This is a genomic window from Bifidobacterium saimiriisciurei (assembly GCF_010667655.1).
GTDB classification, from domain to species: Bacteria; Actinomycetota; Actinomycetes; order Actinomycetales; family Bifidobacteriaceae; genus Galliscardovia; species Galliscardovia saimiriisciurei.
In genome coordinates, this window is record NZ_WHZU01000003.1 from 160240 (window position 1) to 181448 (window position 21209).

Below are 21209 nucleotides of genomic sequence, written 5' to 3' on the forward strand. Positions count from 1 at the left end.
CGAAAGGGCCTCCCGAATCGGATGGAAACCGATTCGGGAGGCCCTTTTTGCCGTGAATCAGGGATTCAACGCGTCAGCGCGGACGGATGCGGCGATTGCCACCGGCGATCGTCCCGGCCGTTCGGCGATCAGTCCTTGCGACCCTCGTGCTGGATCTGCGCCTTGGCGGCGGACGCCTCGGCGGAGGCGATGATGTCCTCCGCGGCGAGCGGACGGACGAAGTTCCACACGAGGAACAGCACGCCGATGATCAGCATGCCGATGCCGGTCCACAGGTTGATGGCGATGCCGCCGGTCTTGGCGACGTCGGCGGCCGGGTCGGCGATGCCGACGATGGTCACGATGACGCCGTAGATCACGAACAGCACGCCGATCAGCAGACGCAGATCGTTGCGGCGGGCGGCCTTGACGGCCTGGTCCTTTTCGGCCTGAGTCAACAGGCCCTTGCCGGAAGCACCGGCCTTGGTATCTTCTGCCATTGCAAACTCCTTAGAAAATTATGCTCAAACCGATGTTTAGAAGAACGGGATGTAGAACACGAGACCAAGGATGAAGATGATGGAACCAAGAACGGCCGGCTTCTTGAACCACGGGACCTTGACCAGTGCGGTGTCCTTGACGCCCTTGGCGGCGCGCTTGGCGTCCTCGAGCTCCTCGTCCTTGGCGGCCTTGAAGTACTTCATGCCACCGGTGGAGAAGGTGAGGCCCTCGAGCTCCTCCTCGGTCTTGGCCTTGGTGAACGGCGTGAGGATGGCCGCCACGATCCAGGTCGCGAACAGGGAGATGATGGCGCCGTACCAGGTCTCGGCGGTCGCGGAGCCGAAGATCGGGTTGCCGGCGGCCACGGAGTTCAGGTACAGGATGTAGGTGATGAGCGGGGCGATGATGCCGGCCACGTAGGCGACGGTGCCGGCCACGTTGGAGACGCGCTTCCACACCAGGCCGAGGATGAACACGGCGAACAGCGGGGCGTTGAAGAAGCTGAACAGCGTTTGCAGGTACGTCATGATGTTGCCGAACTGGCTGGCGATCCATGCGGTGCCGACGGAGATGACGATGCCAGCGAAGGTGATCCAGCGGCCGAGCTTGAGGTAGTAGGCGTCCTTCTCACCGGGCTTGATGTAGTCCTGCACCAGATCGTAGACGACGACGGTGTTGAACGAGGAGACGTTCGCGGCCATGCCGGCCATGAAGGAGGCCATCATACCGGTGATGGCGACGCCGAGCACGCCGTTCGGCAGGTACATCTTGAACAGGTACGGAATGGCTTCGTTGTACTGCAGCACCGGGTGGTCGCCGGCGAACAGGTTGCCGACGGTGGCGGCGGCCACAAGGCCCGGGATGATGATGATGAGCCAGATGAGCATCTTCGGGATGGCGCCGATGATAGGCGTCATACGGGCGGCGGTCATGCTCTTGGCCGCGAATGCGCGTTGCACCTCGGTGAAGTTCGTGGTCCAGTAGCCGAAGCCGAGCACGAAGCCGAGGCCCATGAGGATGGAGAACCAGTCGCCGCCGACCGGGTTGGTCACGTTGCCGAAGCCGGTGCCGGCCCAGGCGTGGATGGAGCCGGACCAGTCCTGCATGGAGGACAGCTTGGCGGTCAGGCCGCTCCAGCCGCCGACCTGGTGCAGGCCGACGATGGTGACGGGGATAAGGGCCGCGACGATGACGAAGAACTGCATGACCTCGTTGTAGATTGCGGAGGTCAGGCCGCCCAGCGTGATGTAGGCGAGCACGAAGATCGCGGAGAGGATGATTGCGGTCCACTGGCTCCAACCGAGCATGGCCTGCAGAATCAGGGCCATGGCGTACAGGTTGATGCCGGCCTGCAGAATCGTGGAGACGGCGAAGCAGAGCGACACGATGAGCTGCGCGCCCTTGCCGAAGCGCTTGCGCATGAACTCAGGAACCGAGCGCACGCCGGAGCCGTAGTAGAACGGCATCATGAAGATGCCGAGGAACACCATGCCGGGGATGGCGCCGATGAGGTAGTAGTGGATGGTCGGCATACCGATCTGGGCGCCGTTTGCGGCCATGCCCAGGATCTCGGTGGCGCCGAGGTTTGCGGCGCAGAACGCGAGGCCTGCGATCCACGCCGGCATCGAACGTCCTGCCAGCAGGAAGTCCTCACTGGACTTCTGCTGCTTGTGGATGGTGTAGCCAATCCACACGATCATTGCGAAATAAATAACGAGGATAAGCCAATCCACCCAGCTCAGCGACAGGCGAATCGCAGATTCCCCGACAGCACCAGTAATCATGCTGTTCCGTCCTTCCTTCCATGCGTCCCTCCGGCTGCGGCGCCGGAGTGCAATACCGTCATCGGTTTGCGTGAACAACGCTATTGTGGCCCCAAAAACGCAATTAGTCAAACACGAAGGAAACAAATGGGAACAACAAATATGGCATATACGCTCGCAAAACGGTCAACTAAACAATGAAACATGTTCGATTTGGGTAGTTTTCAAGCACCTAAGGGCATTCACCCCGTTTTGTGAGATATTTCACAGGAAAAATCACCGTTGATATCACTTGTCCTTCGAAGCATAAAACGAACATTTTTGAACGTCTGGCGGCAAGATGTTGCTTTGTGAGTTTTTCGGCCACAGGAATCATCCGCGAATCAGCAGGGCGACGGCGGACGCGACGGGACCGTCATGGCTCAGCGAGATATGCCATGCCAGGCAAACGGCCGATGGGACATCAGCCAACGATTCGTGCAGTGTGCGTTCGACGCCGGCACGCAGCGTCACGCTTGGCCGGCCGCGCGAATCGTCGAGGATCTCGATGCCGGACCATGGGAAATCGTCGAGCGTGTATGGGTTCGGACGGGACCCAAGCGCTTCGCTCCACGCCTTGAGCACGGCCTCCTTGCCGGCCCATCGCACGGCGAGATGCGCGGATTCGTCGTCGTGCTTGACACGGGCGCGCAATGCCGCCTGCCGCAGTTCGCGCGATGAGAACAACGCACGCATGCGCGATCCGGGCTCGGCCAGCTGCTCGGCGAACGCGGCGATGTCGACCACGTCGTGGCCGAGTCCGAGGACCGCGGACGGGCGCGGGATGCCGATCGAATCAGTGTTCATGATGCCGTGTCCCTCCATCCATTGTCTCCAGCCGCTCCGACGGTTCGGCGTCCGCGACCGATCGACGACTCAGCCAACGTAATCATCTTACGAACGGAACGAGTGGCACGGAATGCAATATCACGGGCCTATAGGCCTCTCCGCCGTATTCCGTTGGCACGGAATACGATTTTCGCAATAGTCGCGATTCGCCGCCAGAATTCAACAGGCGGCGGCTATCAACATTATTGCAATTTCAACGTTTCTAAGGAGGCATATCTCATGTGAATCACCGCGGAATAACAAATCTGACTCAATGACGCTTCCGTGTCACGATATTGCGGCACGGAGTACGAAAATCAACAAATACGACATCCGATGACATGATTCGATGACATGATTCGATGACACGGCGACACCCAGAAATAACAACGGTCGGTTCCTGCAAAGAGGAACCGGCCGAGGAGTGCCGAAAGGCCAAGTCCGGAAACTCACGTCCGAGCAGTCAACCCATGAACCCGAACCCGAGCGCCCAGACCCGGCCCCGAGAACTCACAGGTGGATGAGCTTGGCCTCGTAGGGCTTGAGGTCGGTGGAGACGCGGGCGATGAGGCCCTCGCTGCCGTCGAGATGCACCGACTGCTCGAATCCGGAGAAGTTGAACAGGCCGATGAGCGTACGGTCGCCGGACTTGCGGATCACGGCGAGGACGGCGTTGTTGTGCGTGTCCCACGTGCTCGTCCAGGCGTCGGGCGCGAAGCACGGGTCGTCGCGCATCTCGCGCAGGCCCTCCATGCCCTCCCACAGGCGGTTCTGCAGGGTGCCGGGCTCCTCGCGCAGCGCGGCCTTCTCCCAGTCGAACTTGCTGCGGTGCAGGTTGCGGCTGTCCTCCACGCGGGCGGCGTCCTCCTTGTAGTCCCAGCCGTTGAGCTGGCCGATCTCGTCGCCGCAGTTGAGCATGGGGAAGCCTCGCAGGAACGCCATGGCGCGGTGCATGAGCAGATCGCGCTGGAGGGCGCGCTCGTACGAGGGGCGGTCGTGCGTGATGAGCGCCTTCTCCACGCCGCACAGGCTGGCGGTGGTGCCGCAGCTGCGGGCGTCCTTGGTGGCGGGGTCGTAGTTGTACAGCTCGCCCATGGCCCAGCTTCCGGGCACGCATCCCTCGTAGAAGTGGTAGAGGAATTCCTTGTGCTTGAGCGGGTCGATGCCGATCTCCTCCTCGACGTCCTCGTCCAGACCCCAGCCGATGTCGTCATGGCAACGCAGGTAGTTGACGAACCAGCAGTTCTCGGGCAGGGCGTTGAGCTTGTCGATCTGGGCCTTGAGCAGGCGCGTGTCCTGGCTGGCGAGCGCGCTCCACAGGTTCACCATGATGGAGACGTTGTACAGCATGTGGCATTCGGGGGCCTCTTCGGTGCCGAAGTAGGCGGCGAGCTCCTTGGGGGCCATGACGACCTCGCCCTTCAGGACCACGGCCGGGCACACGCATTCGAGGGCGATGCGCAGCATACGCACGATGGTGTGGACCTGCGGCAGGTTGCGGCAGTTGGTGCCGAGCACCTTCCAGATGTAGGGCACGGCGTCGATGCGCAGCACCTCAACGCCGAGGTTGGCGAGGTGCAGGGCGCTGGAGAGCATGGCGACGAGCACCTTGGGGTTGCGGTAGTTGAGGTCCCACTGGAACGGGTAGAACTGGGTCATGACCCACTTGCCCATCTGCTCGTTCCAGCTGAAGTTGCCGGGCGCGGTGCCGGGGAACACCTGCGGCACGACGGCGTCGTACTGGTCGGGGATGGTGCGGTCGTCGTAGCAGAAGTAGTAGTCCTGGTATTCGGGGTCGCCGGCCTGTGCGGCCTTGGCCCATCGGTGCGACGAGGCGGTGTGGTTCATCACGAAGTCGAGGCAGAGGCTGATGCCGGCCTTGCGCAGCTTGGCGGTGAGGGCGGCGAGGTCCTCGTTGGTGCCGAGCGCAGGGTCGACGTTGTCGAAGTCCTCGACCGCGTAACCGCCGTCGTTCTGCGGGTGCGGCATCTGCAGCAGCGGCATGAGGTGCAGGTAGGTGAGCTTCTGCTCCTCGAGGTAGGGCACGCGGTCGGCGAGCTTCTTGAGGTCGCCGGCGAACAGGTCGGTGTAGAGGGTCATGCCGAACATGTTGCCGCGCTTGTACCAGTCGGGATCGGCCTCGCGCTTGGCGTCGAGCTCCTTGAGGTCTTCGGGGCGGGCGGCGTATGCCTCGGCCATGGCGGCCTTGAGGTCGTCGAGGGCGGAGGCGTCGGAATAGAGTTCGGAGAACAGGCGTCCGAGCTCGTCGGCATGACGGGCGAGGCGCTCCTGGAAGATGGAGTCGTCCACGACGGGCTTGGCGGGTTTCGTTGATTTCGTGGCTCGCGTGGAGCGTGCGGCGGTCTTTGCGGCGGTCTTCTTCTCGGCTTTCGGCATGGGAAACTCCTTCGTTCCATCAAACGCCCGATTGTTGTGAATACATCTCCCATCGTAGCGCATCGAACCGTCGTATCAAACCGGTTCGATACCGTGTCGCACAAGGCGAGCGCTCACATGAGGAAGGGAGCGATATAAGAGGCCCCGCCGGCATCGGGAAACACGCGGCGGTGGCGTCGCCCCACCGCCGCATCGTCTATTCACGGTCCCGTCCGTCACGCCCATCACAACAAACAGGAATGCAACGCCGCCCACGATTCCCATCCGTCGCCGATTCCCAACGGAAAGGAATCCCGCACCTTGCACGGTTCCTTTCCGTCACATCACCGCAACGAATAGGAATGCAACAGCGTCCACAATTCCCATCCGTTGCCAACCCACAACGAAAAGGAACCCAGGCAACGGCCCGGTTCCTGTTCGTTGCAGCCATCGCAACGAACAAGAATCACCGCACCCGCACGGTTCCCAATCCACCGCACCCGCACGGACGTCTACGCCGCGAGTCCGGCCTTGTACTCCTCGCCCCAATCCCACAGGGCGTCGATGACGATCTTGAGGCTGCGACCGGTGTCGGTCAGCGAGTATTCGACGCGCGGCGGCACCTCGGCATAGACCTCGCGGTGCACCAGTCCGTCGGCCTCCATCTGCCGCAGATTCGACGTCAGCACCTTCTGCGATATGTGGCCGATCGAACGGCGCAGCTCGCTGAATCGCTTGGTGCCGGGCAAGAGGTCGCGAACGATGAGAATCTTCCATTTATCGGAGATCAACGTAAGCGTCGTCTCCACGGGACACGCCGGAAGCGTCGTGACATCGACCATGAATCATCCTCCTCGAATCGTTGGAATCGTCCAATGGTTTCCTTTTGGTAACTATAGCACTTCAAGGTGCCCTCTTCCATTCAGGAAAGTACTCCAATATCGTACTGTCTTAGCGGCGGGACGGCAAGAACCGCCAACGAAACCAAGGAAAACCACTATCGGAAGCATCGAAACCGATGCGACGAAGGACCACATCGACAAGGAGCACATCATGACCCAGCGCATCGCCATCGTCGCCGCCAACGGCAAGTCCGGCCGACTCATCGCCAAGGAGGCCGTCGGCCGCGGCCTCGACGTCACCGCCGTCGTGCGCGGCGAGAACGGGACCGTCGCCCAGCACACGCTGGCCAAGGACCTGTTCGACCTGACCGCGGCCGACCTCGCCGGATTCGACGTCGTCGTCGACGCGTTCGGCGCATGGACGCCGGACACGCTGCCGCTGCACTCCGCCTCGCTCAAGCACCTCGCGGACATCCTCTCCGGCACCGGAACCCGACTGATTGTCGTCGGCGGCGCCGGCAGTCTGTACGTCGACCCCGAGCACACCACGCAGCTCTACGACACCGACGGATTCCCGGAGGAATACAAGCCGCTTGCCAAGGCGCAGGGCAAGGCCCTCGCCGAACTGCGCGAACGCGGCGACGTCAGGTGGACGTTCGTCTCCCCCGCCGCCGACTTCCAGGCCGACGGACCGCGCACCGGCGCATACGTTCTAGGCGGCGAGGAGTTCGGCGTGAACGAGACGACCGGCGAAAGCGCGGTCAGCTACGCCGACTACGCCATCGCCATCGTCGACGAGGCCGTCGCCGCACCGGCGGACGCGCATGTCGGCGAGCGCATCTCCGTGCGCTGGTAGTGATGCCGGCGGCGTCCGGCGCGGTATGGATGCGGCACGGTCGATATGACCGACATGACCGGATATGACGAACGGCGGATATGACAAAGGCCGGAACCGATGGGTTCCGGCCTTGTTTTGTATACGGCACAATGATGTGACGCATCTGGGAGCCTCGAGCGAGAATCGGACTCGCGACCTCTTCCTTACCAAGGAAGTGCTCTACCACTGAGCTATCGAGGCGTGGCGGATAGTGGATTCGAACCACTGAAGCACGAAGCGGCTGATTTACAGTCAGCTCCCTTTGACCGCTTGGGAAATCCGCCGGGCGTTTCCTTTTCGCAATCAGGACGCTTGACCTGCTCGCGTCAGGCAACCTGAACATCATGACACGGGAACGAGGTTCGCGCAAGTCGGCGCCTCCACACGTTTCACAATCCAATATCTTTCCCAATATGCACAACGGCGGTCGGGAAACTATGCGACGTGCCAGCCTCCCCTCAGCCGGTCTTACGGCGGCCGGCTCTTCTCATGCGTGGGGAGCCCGAGGGACGGGAGGCGGGAGGTCGCGCACGGAATCCGAACGTGGACTTGGCATGGAATGACGAAAAGGCGACATATGAAATTCCGTGACAACGACCTTTTCGACCCACAAACAGCATTCGTTGCAATTCCAACGTTTTCGGTAATCACGGAATGTGATTTTTCGTCAAAATGCGTTTCTGTGGCAGATTGATTGGCAGGGAAACGCATCATGCGGATTTTCGATGTTCCATGCCGCAAAAACCTGGCACGGAATGCGCAAATGGACGGATAAGTGATTGCGTGGCATGAAAAAGGCTCCCTTCGGAGAGGAAGGGAGCCGTATGGCTTGACAAGACGGCAACTCCCCTCAGTCGGCTACGCCGACAGCTCCCCTCATACTTGAGGGGAGCCGAGGGGTAGGGTCACGCCTCGTAGTAGCCGGAAGCACCGAGACGGGCGTCCAGCTGAGCCGTCAAGCGGACAGTCCAGTGGACTGTCCGTAGGCGAAGGGAGCGGCCGCCAAGGCCGCGCACGGAATCCGGACGCAGCCCTGGCAAGGCATCACGCCTCGTAGTAGCCGGAGACACCGAGACGGGCGTCCGGATTCAGGAGCATGGCCTTTTCGACCTCGTGGGAGTCGTAGCGGCCGCCGTCGGCGAGCTTCGTGCCGTCCTCGCGGAAGCGACGGTTGTCGATCGGCTCGTAGAGCGCGGCGCGGCCCATCATGCCTTCCTCGAGTCGGCGCTGGCCGGCGGCGAGGCGGGCGTTGGCGTGCCTACGCCATTCGTCGAGCGCGTCGGCGCCGGCGGTGTTGGCCACGGAGGCCTCGAATGCGCCGGGGTTCACGATTGCGGCGAAACCGCTCACGTGGCCGAAGCCGAGCGAGGTGGCGAGGCCGGCCTTCACCCTGCCGACGTGCAGCGGCGAACGCAGCCAGACCATGTGGTCGTCGCGCCTGAGCTTCGGGTCCACGCAGTCGAGCGAGGCGTTGGCCGGGATGACGCCGCTGTTGAACAGCTGCGTCAGGCCGTTGACCTGGAAGATGCAGGCGCCGCCCTTCGCATGGCCGGTGAGCGTCTTCTGCGAGATGACGAACAGCGGGTTGCCGTCGGTGCGGCCGATGGCGTGGGCCAGCGTGTTGTGCAGCTCGGACTCGTTCGGGTCGTTGGCGTTGGTGGACGTGTCGTGCTTGGAGACCACGGCGATGTCGTCCGGCGTGACGCCGAGCTTCGCGAGATCGTGGACCAGCTTGGAGTCCTTGCCGCCGCGACCGGCCGCGAGCGCGCCGAGACCGGGGGCCGGGATGGACGTGTGCGCGCCGTCGGCGTAGCTGTGGATGAATCCGACCACGCCGGCGACCGGCAGACCGAGCCTGAGCGCGATGTCGCCTCGGGTGAGGAGGATCGTGCCGCCGCCCTGGGATTCGAGGAAGCCGCCGCGACGACGGTCGTTGGCACGGCTGAAGAAGCGCGCGTCGATGCCCTTGTCGTACATCTCCTGCGAGTTGGCGGTGGCGTTCATGTTGCCGAAGCCGATGACCGATTCCACGCCGATGTCGTCGATGGCGCCGGTGACGACGAAGTCGGCCTTGCCGAGCGCGATCTTGTCGGCGCCCTCCTCGAGGGAGACTGCGGCGGTGGCGCAGGCGGAGACCGGCTGGATCATGTTGCCGTAGCCGCCGATGTAGGACTGCATCACGTGGGCCGCGACGACGTTCGGCAGGGCCTCCTGCAGGATGTCGGTCGGGATCTCGTGGTTGAGGAAGCGGTCGAGGTAGAGCTTGCGCATCGACATCATGCCGCCGAAGCCGGTGCCCTGCGTGCTGGCCACCTGCGAGGGGTGGATGGACTGCAGGATCTCGGCGGGCGTGAAGCCGGCGGAGAGGTAGGCGTCGACCGTGGTGACGATGTTCCACAGCGCGATCTTGTCGACATCGCCGACCATCGAGGCGGGGATGCCCCACTTGAGCGGGTCGAAGCCCTTGGGGAACTGGCCGCCGACGGTGCGGGTCATCGTGGCGCGACGCGGCACGCGCACCATGGAGCCGGCGTGGCGGGTGACGTTCCACTCGCCGGATTCGGCGTCGGGCGCGATGTCGGTGTGCTTCGGGTCGAGCTTGACGTATTCCTCGGCGATGTCCCTGGTGGGAACGGAGAAGGTGACGTCGTGGTCGAGGTAGACCTCGGCCTCCTCCTCGTCGGCGCCGTCCTTGTAGTCGTCGCCCATGCCCTCCTCGAACGGGCGGATGCCGGAGCGGGCCACGACCTCGTCGTGGTAGCGTTCGGCGATGTCCTCCTCGGGAACGAGGTTGCCGTCGGTGTCGTACCAGCCCGGGTTCGGGCTGTCGTTCCACGTGAGCAGTCCCATGTTCCACGCGAGTTCAAGGATGGCGCCGGCGGAGAGGTCGACCTCGCCGTCGGAGTGGATGCCGAGTTCGGCCTCGAAGCGCGTGCGGCCGGAGCCCCACGGACCGAGCTCGCCCACGGAGACGATGACGATCTCGTCCTCGGGCTTCGCGGTGACGTTCGTCCAGTCGGCGAGGTCGACCGGCGCCTGGTGCGGCACGTGCGGCGTGGGCAGGGCCTTGATGGTCTCGCCCTTGGCGGCGGCCTCGGCCGGCCGCTCGGCGGTTTCCTCGTTTTCGGCCGCTTCGGCCTTGGCGGCGTCGGCCATGGCCTCGGCGCGCAGGGCCTTGATGTCGATGGGCTCGTTGCCGAGTCCGCCGGTGAGGTCCACGTCGAGCGGGGCCTCGACGGCCTTGGCACGGGCCTCGGCATCGGCGAGGTCGAGCAGCTTCACGGCCATGTCGGCGGTGGAGTACGTGTGGATGCCGTGGCGTTCGACGACGGCGACCAGCGGGTCGTTGCCGCCCATGAGGCCGGTGCCGCGCACCCAGCCGATCTTCGGATGGGCGAACGTGACGCGGCCGGACCACACCTTTTCGGCGCGGGCGCGGTTGACGATGGCGTCGAAGGCGGACTTGACCTCGCCGTAGGCGCCGTCGCCGCCGAAGATGCCGCGGTTCGGGGAGCCGGGCAGCACCACGTGCAGCTTGTGCTGCACGTCGGTGTCGGCGCCGATGCGGCTCAGGCCGGCGATGGCGCGTTCGACGCCCCAGAGCATGAGTCGCGCCTGGGATTCGAACAGTTCGCCGGAATCGGCCAGGGTGCCGTGCACCGGCGGCGCCGCGAACGGGAAGAACAGGCTCGGCTCGTAGGCGGGCTTGAGGATGGTCGTGGTGGCGCCGTTGACCTTCTTCTGCACGTTGCCGACCCAGGCGACCAGCTCGTCGACGTCGCGGTAGCTGGAGAGGTTCGCGGGAACCAGCCACAGCTTCGCGTCACCGGCCGCGTGCTCGCGGTAGGTCTGCTTGGCCCATGCCTTCACGCTCGGCTTGAAGCTGTGCGAGGTGGCGATGACGGTGGCGCCGCCGGCGAGCAGGCCGTTGACGACCTGTGCGGCGATGGAGTTCGGGGCCACGCCGGTGACGACGGCCACGTCGCCCGCGAAGCGGGATGCCGTCTCGTCGTCGGAGGCCGGTTCGAGGGCCTGCTCGGCGATGCGGGCGAAGGCGTCGGCGTTGTCCGTCGCCTTGGCAGCGAACCACTTGGCCTCGTCGGCCACGGCCTGTCCGAGGCCGAGGAACGAGCCGTTCAGCGCATCGGCGTCATTGTTGTAGAACGCGCGGGCGAGGTCCTCGCGGGCGGAGGCCCAGCGGTCGTCGAACAGGATGGCCTTGTTGGCGTCGAAGCGCGGCTCGACCTGCTTGGGCCAGTCGGCGCCGAGCTCGGCATTGACGGCCTCGACCACGGCGGCGTTCTCGTCCTCGCCGGGTGCGGCCACGGGTGCGGCCACGCCGAGTTCGTTCAGCACGAAGCGGGCGGTGGAGGCGAGCACGCCGTTGGCGCCGGTCACCTTTTCGGCGAAGGCGTCGAGTGCGGCGGAGTCGACCACGGCGCCGCCGGCGGAGCCACCGGCGTTCGGCTTGGAGACGGCCACGCCCTTGGTCTGGCCGACGAGCACGACCGCGTCATCGATGAGCTTGTCGGCGGCGGCCGCGTTGGCCACGGCGCCGGTGGGCAGCTTGGCCAGGTCGTCGCCGCGGGAGCTGGCGCCCTCGCGGGTGTCGAGCAGCAGGGCCGCGGTGACGGCGGCCACCCAGCCTTCGCCGAGCTGCCACGTGCCGGTCACGCGGTCGCGGATGTGTGCCGGCTTGACGCCCGCAGCGCCGAACAGCGAGCGCATGCGGTCGCGGATGGCGTCGGAAAGCACCGGTCCGAACGGCTTGTAGTTCGGGGCCACCTTGTTTACGATCTGCGCGAGCTGCGGCAGCGTGGCCTCGGCGGCGCCGTCCACGCTGGCCACGCCAAGCTCGGAGCTGATGTCCATGAGCAGCTGGTTGCGTCGGGAGGAGACGCCGTTGGTCAGCGTATCGGTGGTGTCGTTCGCGCCGATCTGGTCGAGGCGGATCTTGGTGGAGTAGGCCATGAGCACGCCGATGGCGTCGGATGCCTTGAACGGCAGGTCCTCGACGGGGCCGGATACAGCCGAGCCGAGCTGTCCGACTGCGGAATCGGGTGCGGCGGCAGCGGCCGGGGCGGATGCCGGTGCGGCGGCGGCCGCAGGAGCGGCGGCCGGAGCGGCCTGCTGCTCGGCGGCGGGAGCCTCCGCCGGCTCCTCCTCGGGAACCAGCGAGTCCGAATCCGTCATATACACACGTCCCTCGTCGCGACCGACGTTGTAGACGGTGACCTTGCGGTTCTTGAAGTCGGGCAGGCGCAGGGTCTTGGTGCCGAGGTTCGCGAGCGTCGGGGCGTTGCCGAGGCCGACCTCCACATACTCCTCCACGCCGAGACCGCCCTTGGCCGGCTCGCCGAAGAGCAGCGCCTGGGTCTCGATCCAACGCACCGGGGAGGCGAACTGCCAGGAGAGCAGTTCGGTCAGCAGCAGCCGGCCGAGCTTCTGGTCGTCCTCGGCGTAGGACTGCCATACGGCGTCGTCGTCCAGAGCGGCCTTGATGCGCTCGGAGGGCACGACCTCGAGGATTTTCGCGGCGAATTCCTTGGTCATCTCGAACGGCGTGGCCACGAGGTTCGGGATGTAGCGGCCGACAAGGCGTCCACGGTAGTCGATGTGCTTGGGGAGCAGGGCGTCGAGCTTGTCGCGGAACTCGGGCACGCCCTTGCGCAGCAGCGTGGAGTGGAACGGCACGTCGATGCCGGGCACGAGCATGAACGCCGGCTTGCCGCCGTATTCGGCGACGCGGCGGGCGGCGTCGGCCTTGAGGGCCTTGAGTCCGGCGATCGTGCCGGCGACGGCGTACTGCTGGCCGGCGAGGTTGTAGTTCACGATCTGCAGGAACTCGCCGCTCTTCTCGGCCACGGACTCCACGTATTCCTTCACGTGGGCGTCGTCCACGCCGAACTGGTTCGGACGCAGCGCTCCCATGCGGTAGTTGGAGCGGCCCTGGGCGTCGCGCGGAATCAGATGGTGCATGGTCGAGCCGCGGTGGAACACGAGTTCGAGCACGGTCTCGAGCGGAATCACGTTGGCGAACGCGGACAGCGCGTTGTACTCGCCGAGCGAGTGGCCGGCGAAGTAGGCGGGCCAGATGTCGCTGCCGGTCTCGCGCAGGCGCGCGGTCTGGGCGAATGCCACGGTGGCGAGCGCCACCTGCGTGAACTGGGTGAGGTTGAGCAGGCCGTCCGGGTGGCGGTAGGTTACGCCGTTGGCGGTGAGCTCCTTCGGGTTGTCACGCACGACAGCGAGGATCGAGAAGCCGAGCTTGGCGCGGGTGAGCTTGTCGGCACGCTCCCAAACGTCGCGGGCGGCGGCGGACTTGGCGCGCTCGTCGAGCACCATGCCCTGCTTCTGGATGCCCTGGCCGGGGTAGACGAACGCGGACTTCGGCGCACGGACGATGGCTGTTCCACGTGAAACAATGTTGCCGTCGATGCGGCTGGTGACTTCGAGCACCATGCCGCCGTGGCTCACCTTGCCCACGCGTTCGACGGAGATCTCCACCTCGTCGTTCAGCTGGACCATGCCGTACATGTTGTACGTCCAGCCGGCGATCTCGTAGTGGGCGCCCTTGTCGTCGACGGCCTGCACCGCATGCTGGGCGGTGGCGGAAAGCCACATGCCGTGCACGAGCGGGGCGGCGAGTCCGGAGACGGCGGCGCCGCGGTGCGAGGTGTGGATGGGGTTGAAGTCGCCGGAGGTGCGGGCGAACGCGGTCATCTCGCCGGGGGCGACGACCTTCACTCGGCGCAGCAGACGACGCGGCGTGTCCAGCGTCTCGGCGTCGATGCCGCCGAAGTCGGGGGCCTCGGCGGGCAGGGCGTCGGAGTAGGCGCGACCGCGGATGGCGAAACGCTCGGTCTCGTTGGCGAGCACGGTGCCGTCGGCGGCGGCATGGGTCACGTGGATGGTGACAACGCGGCCGGAGGCGGACTCGAAGTAGTCCTCGGCCCACGACGTGAGCGAGATGGTGTCGCCGGTGTGGGCGAGCAGCTCGTCCTCGGTAACCTCAAGACGGATGAGATGGTCGAGGTGCACGGCGTTGAGCAGTCCCTCGATGACCGGGAAGCCATGCACGTACACGGAGCCGAGCGCCGCGTAGATGGCCGGCCACGCCGGGCCGACGAGCGCGTCGGGCGCGATGCGAGACGGCACGAGGCTGGCCGGCAGCGCGCCGCCGGTGGCGGCCTCGTGGTCGAAGCCGAGGTTGGCGCTCAGCGTGTACGTAGCATGGGCCTGGCCGAACGGATACGTCGTCGTGTCGGCGACCTTCTCGATTTCAGGCATGGCGGTGAGCTTGTCGCCGGTGATGGCGGTGTTGCCGATGCCGGCGGTGTCGGCCAGCATGCGGTACACGTGCTCGGGCAGGCGATCGCGGTCGACGACCGGGAACAGGCCGGTCTCATCGCCGTTCACGTTGAGCGGGATGACGATGTCGCGCACGGCGTGCTTGCTCCTGCCACCGTCGGGATCGTTGTCCCAGTAAGTGTCGAGATGGATGTCGAGGTCGAACTTCTCGACGGCGCCCTCCTCGCCGACCTTGCGAATCTCGTAGTATTCGTCGCCGACCTTGGTGCCGTAGGCGGGGTTGGCCATGAGATGGCCGACCCAGGAGATGTTCGGGCTCTTGCGGATGAACTCCTCGGCGGAGGTCGAGTCGCCGAGCGTGGAGAAGGCGGCGGGGGATTCGGCGCCAGCGGCGGCCGAGGCCTCGTTGACGCGCTCGACCATGGCGGACTCGAAACGGCCGAGGATGCTGGCGATCGGCTCGTCCACGGTGGTGATGGCGGCCACGGAGATCGGACCGGGGATGATGCGCACGGAGTCGGCGGAGTAGCGCGGGTCCTCGGACTGCCACAGCTGGTCCTGGCCCCACCAGCGCAGCAGGTCGTTGTCGATGACCGGCACGAACGGCATGGGCTTCGGGTATTCGCGAACCAGCACGGGGAACCATGCCACGTCGCTCGGCACCACGGTGATCTCGTCGGACTGCGGGTAGGCGTCCTTGAGCCTCTTCAGCGCGGCGGCCGGTTCGAGCACGTCGTCGCGGCCGGTGAACAGCGACTCGAACTCGCCGGACTCCTGGTCGCGCACACGGGCCTCGATGCGCTGCAGCAGGTGCAGGAAGCGGTCGGCGTAGGTCTCGTCGGCCCACGGGTAGGACAGGTCGGCGAAGCGCTTGGCCCACGCGTAGTAGGTCATGGTGTCGAGGTCGCCGAAGTAAGGCTTGGCGGTCTTGTTCAGCGCGGCGATGATCTCGTCGCGGCGCTCGTCAAGCTCCTCGGGGTGCTTCATGACGCGCACGAGCAGACGGCCGCACACGGCGGAGGAGTTCTCCACCTCGTAGATGTCGGCGTGCAGGTGGCTCAGGCCCGAGGCCACGCCGCCGACGGACTTGCCGGACGGCACCCAGCGCTCGCCGAGCGGGGCGAACGGGTCGGCGTCCTTGTCGGCGCCGGTGATGCCGGGGGTCTCGACGAGCAGCTGCTTGACCTGCGGGCTGGTGTGAGCCTCCTTGGCGGTCATGGCGGCGGTGCCGACGAGCACGCCGTCGACCGGCATGAGCGGCAGGTCGTAGGCACGCGACCACTGGCCGGTGATGTAGTCGGCCGCGCGTTCGGGCGTGCCGGCGCCGCCGCCGACGACGAGCACGAGGTTCGTCTGCTCGCGCACTTCGGCGTAGGTGCTCATGAGCAGGTCGTCAAGCGACTCCCAGGAATGGTGGCCGCCGGCCGCGCCGCCCTCGACCTCGATGAGGACCTTCGTGGGGGCCACGGCCTTGGCGATGCGCACGACCTGCCGGATCTGGTCGACGGTGCCGGGCTTGAAGCTCACGTAGGGGAAGCCGTCGGCGTTGAGCGTGCGGATGAGATCCTCGGCCTCGTCCAGCTCGGGGATGCCGGCGGAGACGACCACGCCGTCGATGGGCGTGCCCGAGGCGCGCTTCTTCGGCACGATGCGCTGCGAGCCGAACTGCAGGTTCCACAGGTAGCGGTCCATGAACATGGCGTTGAACTCCACGGTGCGGCCTTCCTCGAGCTCCTCCTCGAGCTTGGCCACATGGCGGTCGAACACCTCGGCGGTCACCTGGCCGCCGCCGGCGAGCTCGGCCCAGTATCCGGCGTTCGCGGCCGCGGCCACGATCTCCGGGTCCACGGTGGTGGGCGTCATGCCGGCGAGCAGCACCGGGGGCTTGCCGGTGAGGTCGCTGAACGCGGTGCGCACCTTCGGACCGGCCGGGGTCTCGACGACGCGCGGCGCGTAGCGGGTCCAGTTCTGGGTGCGGGCCGGCTCGCTCTCAAGCGCCGAGAGCGTGGTTCGGGCGTCCGCGGTGGAGGCATCCACCACGCCGACGCCGGTGCCCTGGGCCACGGTGCTCAGCAGCTTGCCGACCACGGTGCCGGGGCCGAAGTCCACGACCCACAGCTTGCCCGGGTCGGTGGATTCCAGGGCCTCACGCACGCGGGCGGCCCAGTCCACATGGTTGAGCAGCACTTCGGCGGCGAGCAGGCGGGCGCGGCCGGCGTCCAGTCCGCACTCGCGGGCCCAGGCCACGGCCTGCTCCACGCCGTCGGCCATGATCGGGCTGTGGAACGGCAGGGTCACGTCAAGGTATTCGAGCGTGGGGTCGAACACGCGGCCGCCGCGCACCTTCTCCTCACGCAGCTTGGCCTGGTGGCGGTGCTCCTTGCCCACCTCGATCTCGAAGGAGGCGAGGTCCTCCGGGTAGCCGGAGAGCACGTAGTGGTTGCCGGAGTTGGTCACGGCCACGGAGATCGGGCCGCGCGGGTTGACCACGCGGGCCACGAGCGCGTCGATCTGCTCGCGGGTCACGCCCTTGACGGACAGCATCGGGGTGGCGTCGCCGCTGCGGCTGGCGAGCGCGCTGCTGCGGGCCTGTCGGGTGCCGGCCACGCCGATCAGCGTGGCGATCGCCAGGATCTCGTCGATGGCGTCGGATGCGGCGTCGATGGAGCCGGCCTCCTGCATGGCCCTGACCATGTGCACGGCGAGGATGCCCTGCGAGTGGCCGAGCACTGCCACGGGGCGGGCGGCGGAAACATCATAGCCGAGGTCGGCGGCGTCAAGCAGCGCACCGAGCTGAGCGAGGGCGATGCCGGGCACGCTGGCGGGCGCGTCCGCCGCGGCGCCGAGACGGGCCGGGTTCGGTTCGAAGCCGAACAGGTCGACCGGGCGTCCGGTGGTGGCGAGCAGTTCGGCGGAGACGGGCGTGAGCAGTCGCTGGGCCGCGGCGGCGTGGCCGTGCAGCGTCTCGGCGAGCGCGGGGTTCTGCAGTTCGTCGGCGAGCGCGACCGGCCACGGCGTGGACTGGCCTGCGAATGCCAGTGCATGCGGCTGTTCGGCAAGACGGCTCAGGAAGAATTCGTTGGTCATCATGTGTTCCTTATGGTCTGTTGGTTGATTCAAGTCTTGGGTTGCGGGGCGGCGTGACATCGCTGCGGTCATGCCCGACGGTCACATCGGCTGGTTGCCGTGGTGCTTGCCGGTCAGGCGGCGACGCCGCTTGGTGGAGAGGAGCCTGAGCGATCGTTCGATGACGTCGCGCGTCTGTTCGGGGTCGATCATCGCGTCGATCTCGCCCATTTCGAGCGAGAGGTTGGCGTTCACGGTGGTCTTCTCGTAGTCGTCGGCCAGGCGCTGTCGCAGGGCGTTGACGTCCTGTCCGGCCTCCTTGGCCTTCTGCAGGTCCTTGCGGTGGATGATGTTCACCGCGCCGGCCGCGCCGAGCACGGCGATCTGCGAGCTGGGCCACGCCACGTTCACGTCGGCGCCGATGGCCTTGGATCCCATCACGATGTATGAGCCGCCGAACGCCTTGCGCAGGATGACGGTGATCATCGGCACCTGCGCGTTGGCGTACGCGTAGATGACCTTGGCGCCGCGGCGGATGATGCCGCTGTGCTCCTGGTCGGCGCCGGGCTTGTAGCCGGGCGTGTCCACGAGCGTGATGACGGGCAGGTTGAACGCGTCGCACAGCCGCACGAACCTTGCCACCTTTTCGGAGGCCTCGACGTCGAGGATGCCGGCCAGCACGTTCGGCTGGTTGGCGACGACGCCGACGGGACGGCCGTCGATGCAGGCGAAGCCGACGACGGCGGACTGGGCGTAGAGCTCCTGCACCTGCACGAACTCGCCGTAGTCGACGATGCAGCGGATCACGTCGAGCACGTCGTACGGCTGACGGTCGTTGTCGGGCATGATGGTGCCGATACGCTTGGCGGCCTCCTGCTCGGCGTGGCCGGACGCGTACGCGTAGGTCGGCGCCTGCTCGTCGCTGTTCGACGGCAGGTAGGCGAGCACGGTGCGCGCGTAGTCGATGGCGTCGGCCTCGTCCTCGCCGAGGTAGTGGGCCACGCCGGACTTGGCGTTGTGCACGTAGCCGCCGCCGAGCTCGTCCATGCTGATCGTCTCGCCGGTCGCGGCCTTGACCACGTCGGGGCCGGTGACGAACATGTTCGAGTTCTCCTTGGTCATGATGATGAGGTCGGTGAGCGCCGGGCAGTAGACGGCGCCGCCGGCGCAGGGGCCGAGGATCAGCGAGATCTGCGGGATGAAGCCGCTGGCCTCGCAGGTCTTGCGGAAGATGTGGCCGTACTGGGCGAGCGCGGCCACGCCGTCCTGGATGCGCGCGCCGCCGGAGTCGATGAGCGCCACGACGGGGATCTTCAGGTCGATGGCCATGTCCATGAGGTGGCAGATCTTGCGTCCCTCGGCCAGTCCCATGGTGCCGCCGCGCACGGAGAAGTCCTGCGCGTAGACGGCGACCTTGCGGTCGTAGATCTTGCCGAAGCCGGTGATGACGGCGGCGCCGGCCTTGCCGGCGTTGATGTCGCCGCCGTTGAAACGTCCGATCTCCTCGAACGTGTCGGTGTCGAACAGCAGGTCGAGCCGTTCGCGCGCCGTGTACTTGCCCTTGGCGTGCTGGCGCTTGACGGCGTTCGCCTCGGCGTCGCGCGCGAGCTCGGCCGCGCGCGCGATGGCCTCGCGCACCGGCTGGTGCCGGGCGGCGGCCGCGTTCGTCAGGTCGACGGAGACTCCCAGCGTATCGGTCATCTCAGGCCTCCTTTCCGTCGGTCGGATGCGTTTCGCCGGCCGTCTCGCCGCCGGCCGCGGCGGCGTCGGCGTCGCGATGATGTTCGTTCGTCGCGCCTTCGATGTCCATCGAGACGAGCGTCTGGCCGGGGTCGACGCCGTCGGCCACGCCCACGCTGATCTCCTTGATGACGCCCTTGGCGGGCGCGTACACGTAGTTCTCCATCTTCATGGATTCGAGCACGACGAGCAGGTCGCCCTTGTCGACCGTCTGGCCTTCGGCCACGTTGATGCGCGTGACGACGGCCTGCATGGTGGCGACGATGATGCCGGAGCGTGCGGCGTCGTCCGTATGACGGGTGTTCTCGCCGACGTCGTGCAGTCCGGTGCCGCGCAACGGCTGGGTGGGCCGGCGCGGGCCGCTCGCGCCGCGACCGGAGCCGATGCCCGCAAGCAGATCGGAGGGAACGGCGAGCTTCACTCGCTTGTTGTCGACCTCCACGTTGAACGTCTCCATGGAGGGGCGGCGTTCGTCGCGGCCGCTCACCGAGGCGGGCTGGCCGGCGGACACGGCCTGCGGCTTGGCATTGAGGTAGTTGCGCTCCAGCCACTTGGTGGTCACCTCGAACGGATGGCCGTTCTCTGCGGTGAAGTCGGGGTTGGTGAAGATCTTCTGGAACAGGCCGGCCGGGGTGGGCACGCCCTCGATGCTCAGCTCGCGCAGGGCGCGGCGCACGCGGGCGACGGCGGCGAGACGGTCCTGGGCGGTGACGATGACCTTGCCCATCATGGAGTCGTCCTTCGGGGAGACGGTGTCGCCCACCTCCACGCCGGTGTCGATGCGGATGCCGGGGCCGGACGGCCAGGTGATGGATTCGATGGTGCCGGAGCTGGGCGTGAGGTTCGTGGCCGGGTCCTCGCTGGTGATGCGCAGCTCGAACGCGTGTCCGCGCGGGGCGGGCGCCTTGGTGAGCTCGCCGCCGTCGGCGATGATGAGCTGCTCGCGCACGAGGTCGAGGCCGCTGACCTGCTCGCTGACCGTGTGCTCCACCTGGAGCCTCGGGTTGACCTCCATGAAGTAGACGCGGCCGGCGGGCGTGACGAGGAACTCGCAGGTGCCGAGGCCCACGTAGTCCACGGTGTTGAACAGGCGTTCGGAGAAGCCTTCGAGCTGGGCGCGCACGTCGGCGGTGAGGAACGGGGCCGGCGCCTCCTCGACGAGCTTCTGGTTGCGGCGCTGCACGGAGCAGTCGCGCGTGGAGTAGACGGTGAAGTTGCCGTGGCTGTCGCGCCCGGACTGCGTCTCCACGTGACGGGCCTTGTCGACGAACTTCTCGATGAAGTAGTCGCCGAGGTCGCCGCCCTGCAGGGCGTCGTGGTTGAGGTAGAACTGGCGCAGCTCGTCGTCGTTGTGGATGAGCGTGATGCCGCGCCCGCCGCCGCCGTCGGCCTTCTTCATCATGACCGGGTAGCCGTTCGCGTTGGCGAAGTCGAGCAGCGTGCGCATGTCGGTGACCGGCTCGGCCAGGCCCGGCACGACCGGCACCTTGGCGCGCGCGGCCACCTTGCAGGCGCTGATCTTGTCGCCGAGTTCGTCGAGCGCCTCGGGCTTGGGACCGACCCATGAGATGCCGGCGTCCTGCACCTTGCGCGCGAACGACGAGAACTCGGAGAGGAAGCCGTATCCCGGATGCAGCGCGTCGGCGCCGGAACGCCTGGCGATGTCGACGATGAGGTCCTCGTTGAGATACGTCTTGAGGTTCGTGTCGCCGGAGAGCAGATACGCCTCGTCGGCCATCTGCGCGTACATGGCGTCACGGTCCTGCTCGGCGTACACGGCGACCGTGCCGATGCCCATCTCCTGGGCGGTTCGCACCACACGCAGGGCGATCTCCCCGCGGTTGGCGATCAACAGTTTTCGCATAGGGTCCTTCGGTTCGTGGATTC

8 protein-coding genes, 2 tRNA genes and 2 pseudogenes are annotated in these 21209 nt (G+C 66.3%); 1 reads left to right on the top strand and 11 read right to left on the bottom strand.

Annotated elements, in window-relative coordinates; translation table 11 throughout:
- Positions 1-128: 128 nt before the first annotated feature.
- The 5 genes from GFD18_RS02940 to GFD18_RS02960 all read right to left on the bottom strand — a co-directional run bounded on the left by GFD18_RS02940 (position 129) and on the right by GFD18_RS02960 (position 6328).
- Positions 129-479 (bottom strand): hypothetical protein, encoded by a 351-nt coding sequence (locus GFD18_RS02940; RefSeq protein WP_163199928.1) that lies wholly within the window; start codon positions 477-479, stop codon positions 129-131.
- 36 nt (positions 480-515) lie between these two features.
- Positions 516-2264: a sodium:solute symporter family protein gene (locus GFD18_RS02945; protein ID WP_163199927.1), complete on the bottom strand. Its 1749-nt coding sequence runs from the start codon at positions 2262-2264 to the stop codon at positions 516-518.
- A gap of 351 nt (positions 2265-2615) precedes the next feature.
- Positions 2616-3089 (bottom strand): holo-ACP synthase, encoded by a 474-nt coding sequence (locus GFD18_RS02950; RefSeq protein ID WP_163199926.1) that lies wholly within the window; start codon positions 3087-3089, stop codon positions 2616-2618.
- Positions 3090-3620: 531 nt separating this feature from the next.
- Complete coding sequence (locus tag GFD18_RS02955) at positions 3621-5507, bottom strand: alpha-amylase family protein (protein WP_163199925.1); 1887 nt, start codon at positions 5505-5507, stop codon at positions 3621-3623.
- 491 nt (positions 5508-5998) lie between these two features.
- Entirely contained in the window at positions 5999-6328 is a 330-nt protein-coding gene (locus tag GFD18_RS02960; protein WP_163199924.1) for a winged helix-turn-helix transcriptional regulator, read from the bottom strand.
- A 211-nt stretch (positions 6329-6539) separates the two neighbouring features.
- Between GFD18_RS02960 and GFD18_RS02965 the strand changes: the two genes are divergently transcribed.
- The gene (locus GFD18_RS02965; protein ID WP_163199923.1) at positions 6540-7184 is read left to right on the top strand and encodes an NAD(P)-dependent oxidoreductase; all 645 of its coding nucleotides are present in this window, start codon (positions 6540-6542) and stop codon (positions 7182-7184) included.
- Between the two features lie 150 nt (positions 7185-7334).
- Here GFD18_RS02965 and GFD18_RS02970 read toward each other — a convergent pair.
- From GFD18_RS02970 to GFD18_RS02990, 6 genes and pseudogenes are all read right to left on the bottom strand, one after another.
- A tRNA-Thr gene (locus GFD18_RS02970) sits at positions 7335-7406 on the bottom strand.
- A gap of 1 nt (position 7407) precedes the next feature.
- A tRNA-Tyr gene (locus GFD18_RS02975) sits at positions 7408-7489 on the bottom strand.
- Between the two features lie 760 nt (positions 7490-8249).
- Positions 8250-13976: pseudogene (locus GFD18_RS11365) on the bottom strand (acyltransferase domain-containing protein); the annotation flags it as partial.
- 615 nt (positions 13977-14591) lie between these two features.
- Positions 14592-17675: pseudogene (locus GFD18_RS11370) on the bottom strand (fatty acid synthase subunit beta domain-containing protein); the annotation flags it as partial.
- 9 nt (positions 17676-17684) lie between these two features.
- Positions 17685-19283, bottom strand: a complete 1599-nt coding sequence (locus GFD18_RS02985) for an acyl-CoA carboxylase subunit beta (RefSeq protein ID WP_163199922.1) — start codon at positions 19281-19283, stop codon at positions 17685-17687.
- Between the two features lies 1 nt (position 19284).
- Positions 19285-21186: an ATP-binding protein gene (locus GFD18_RS02990; protein WP_163199921.1), complete on the bottom strand. Its 1902-nt coding sequence runs from the start codon at positions 21184-21186 to the stop codon at positions 19285-19287.
- Between the last annotated feature and the right edge of the window lie 23 nt (positions 21187-21209).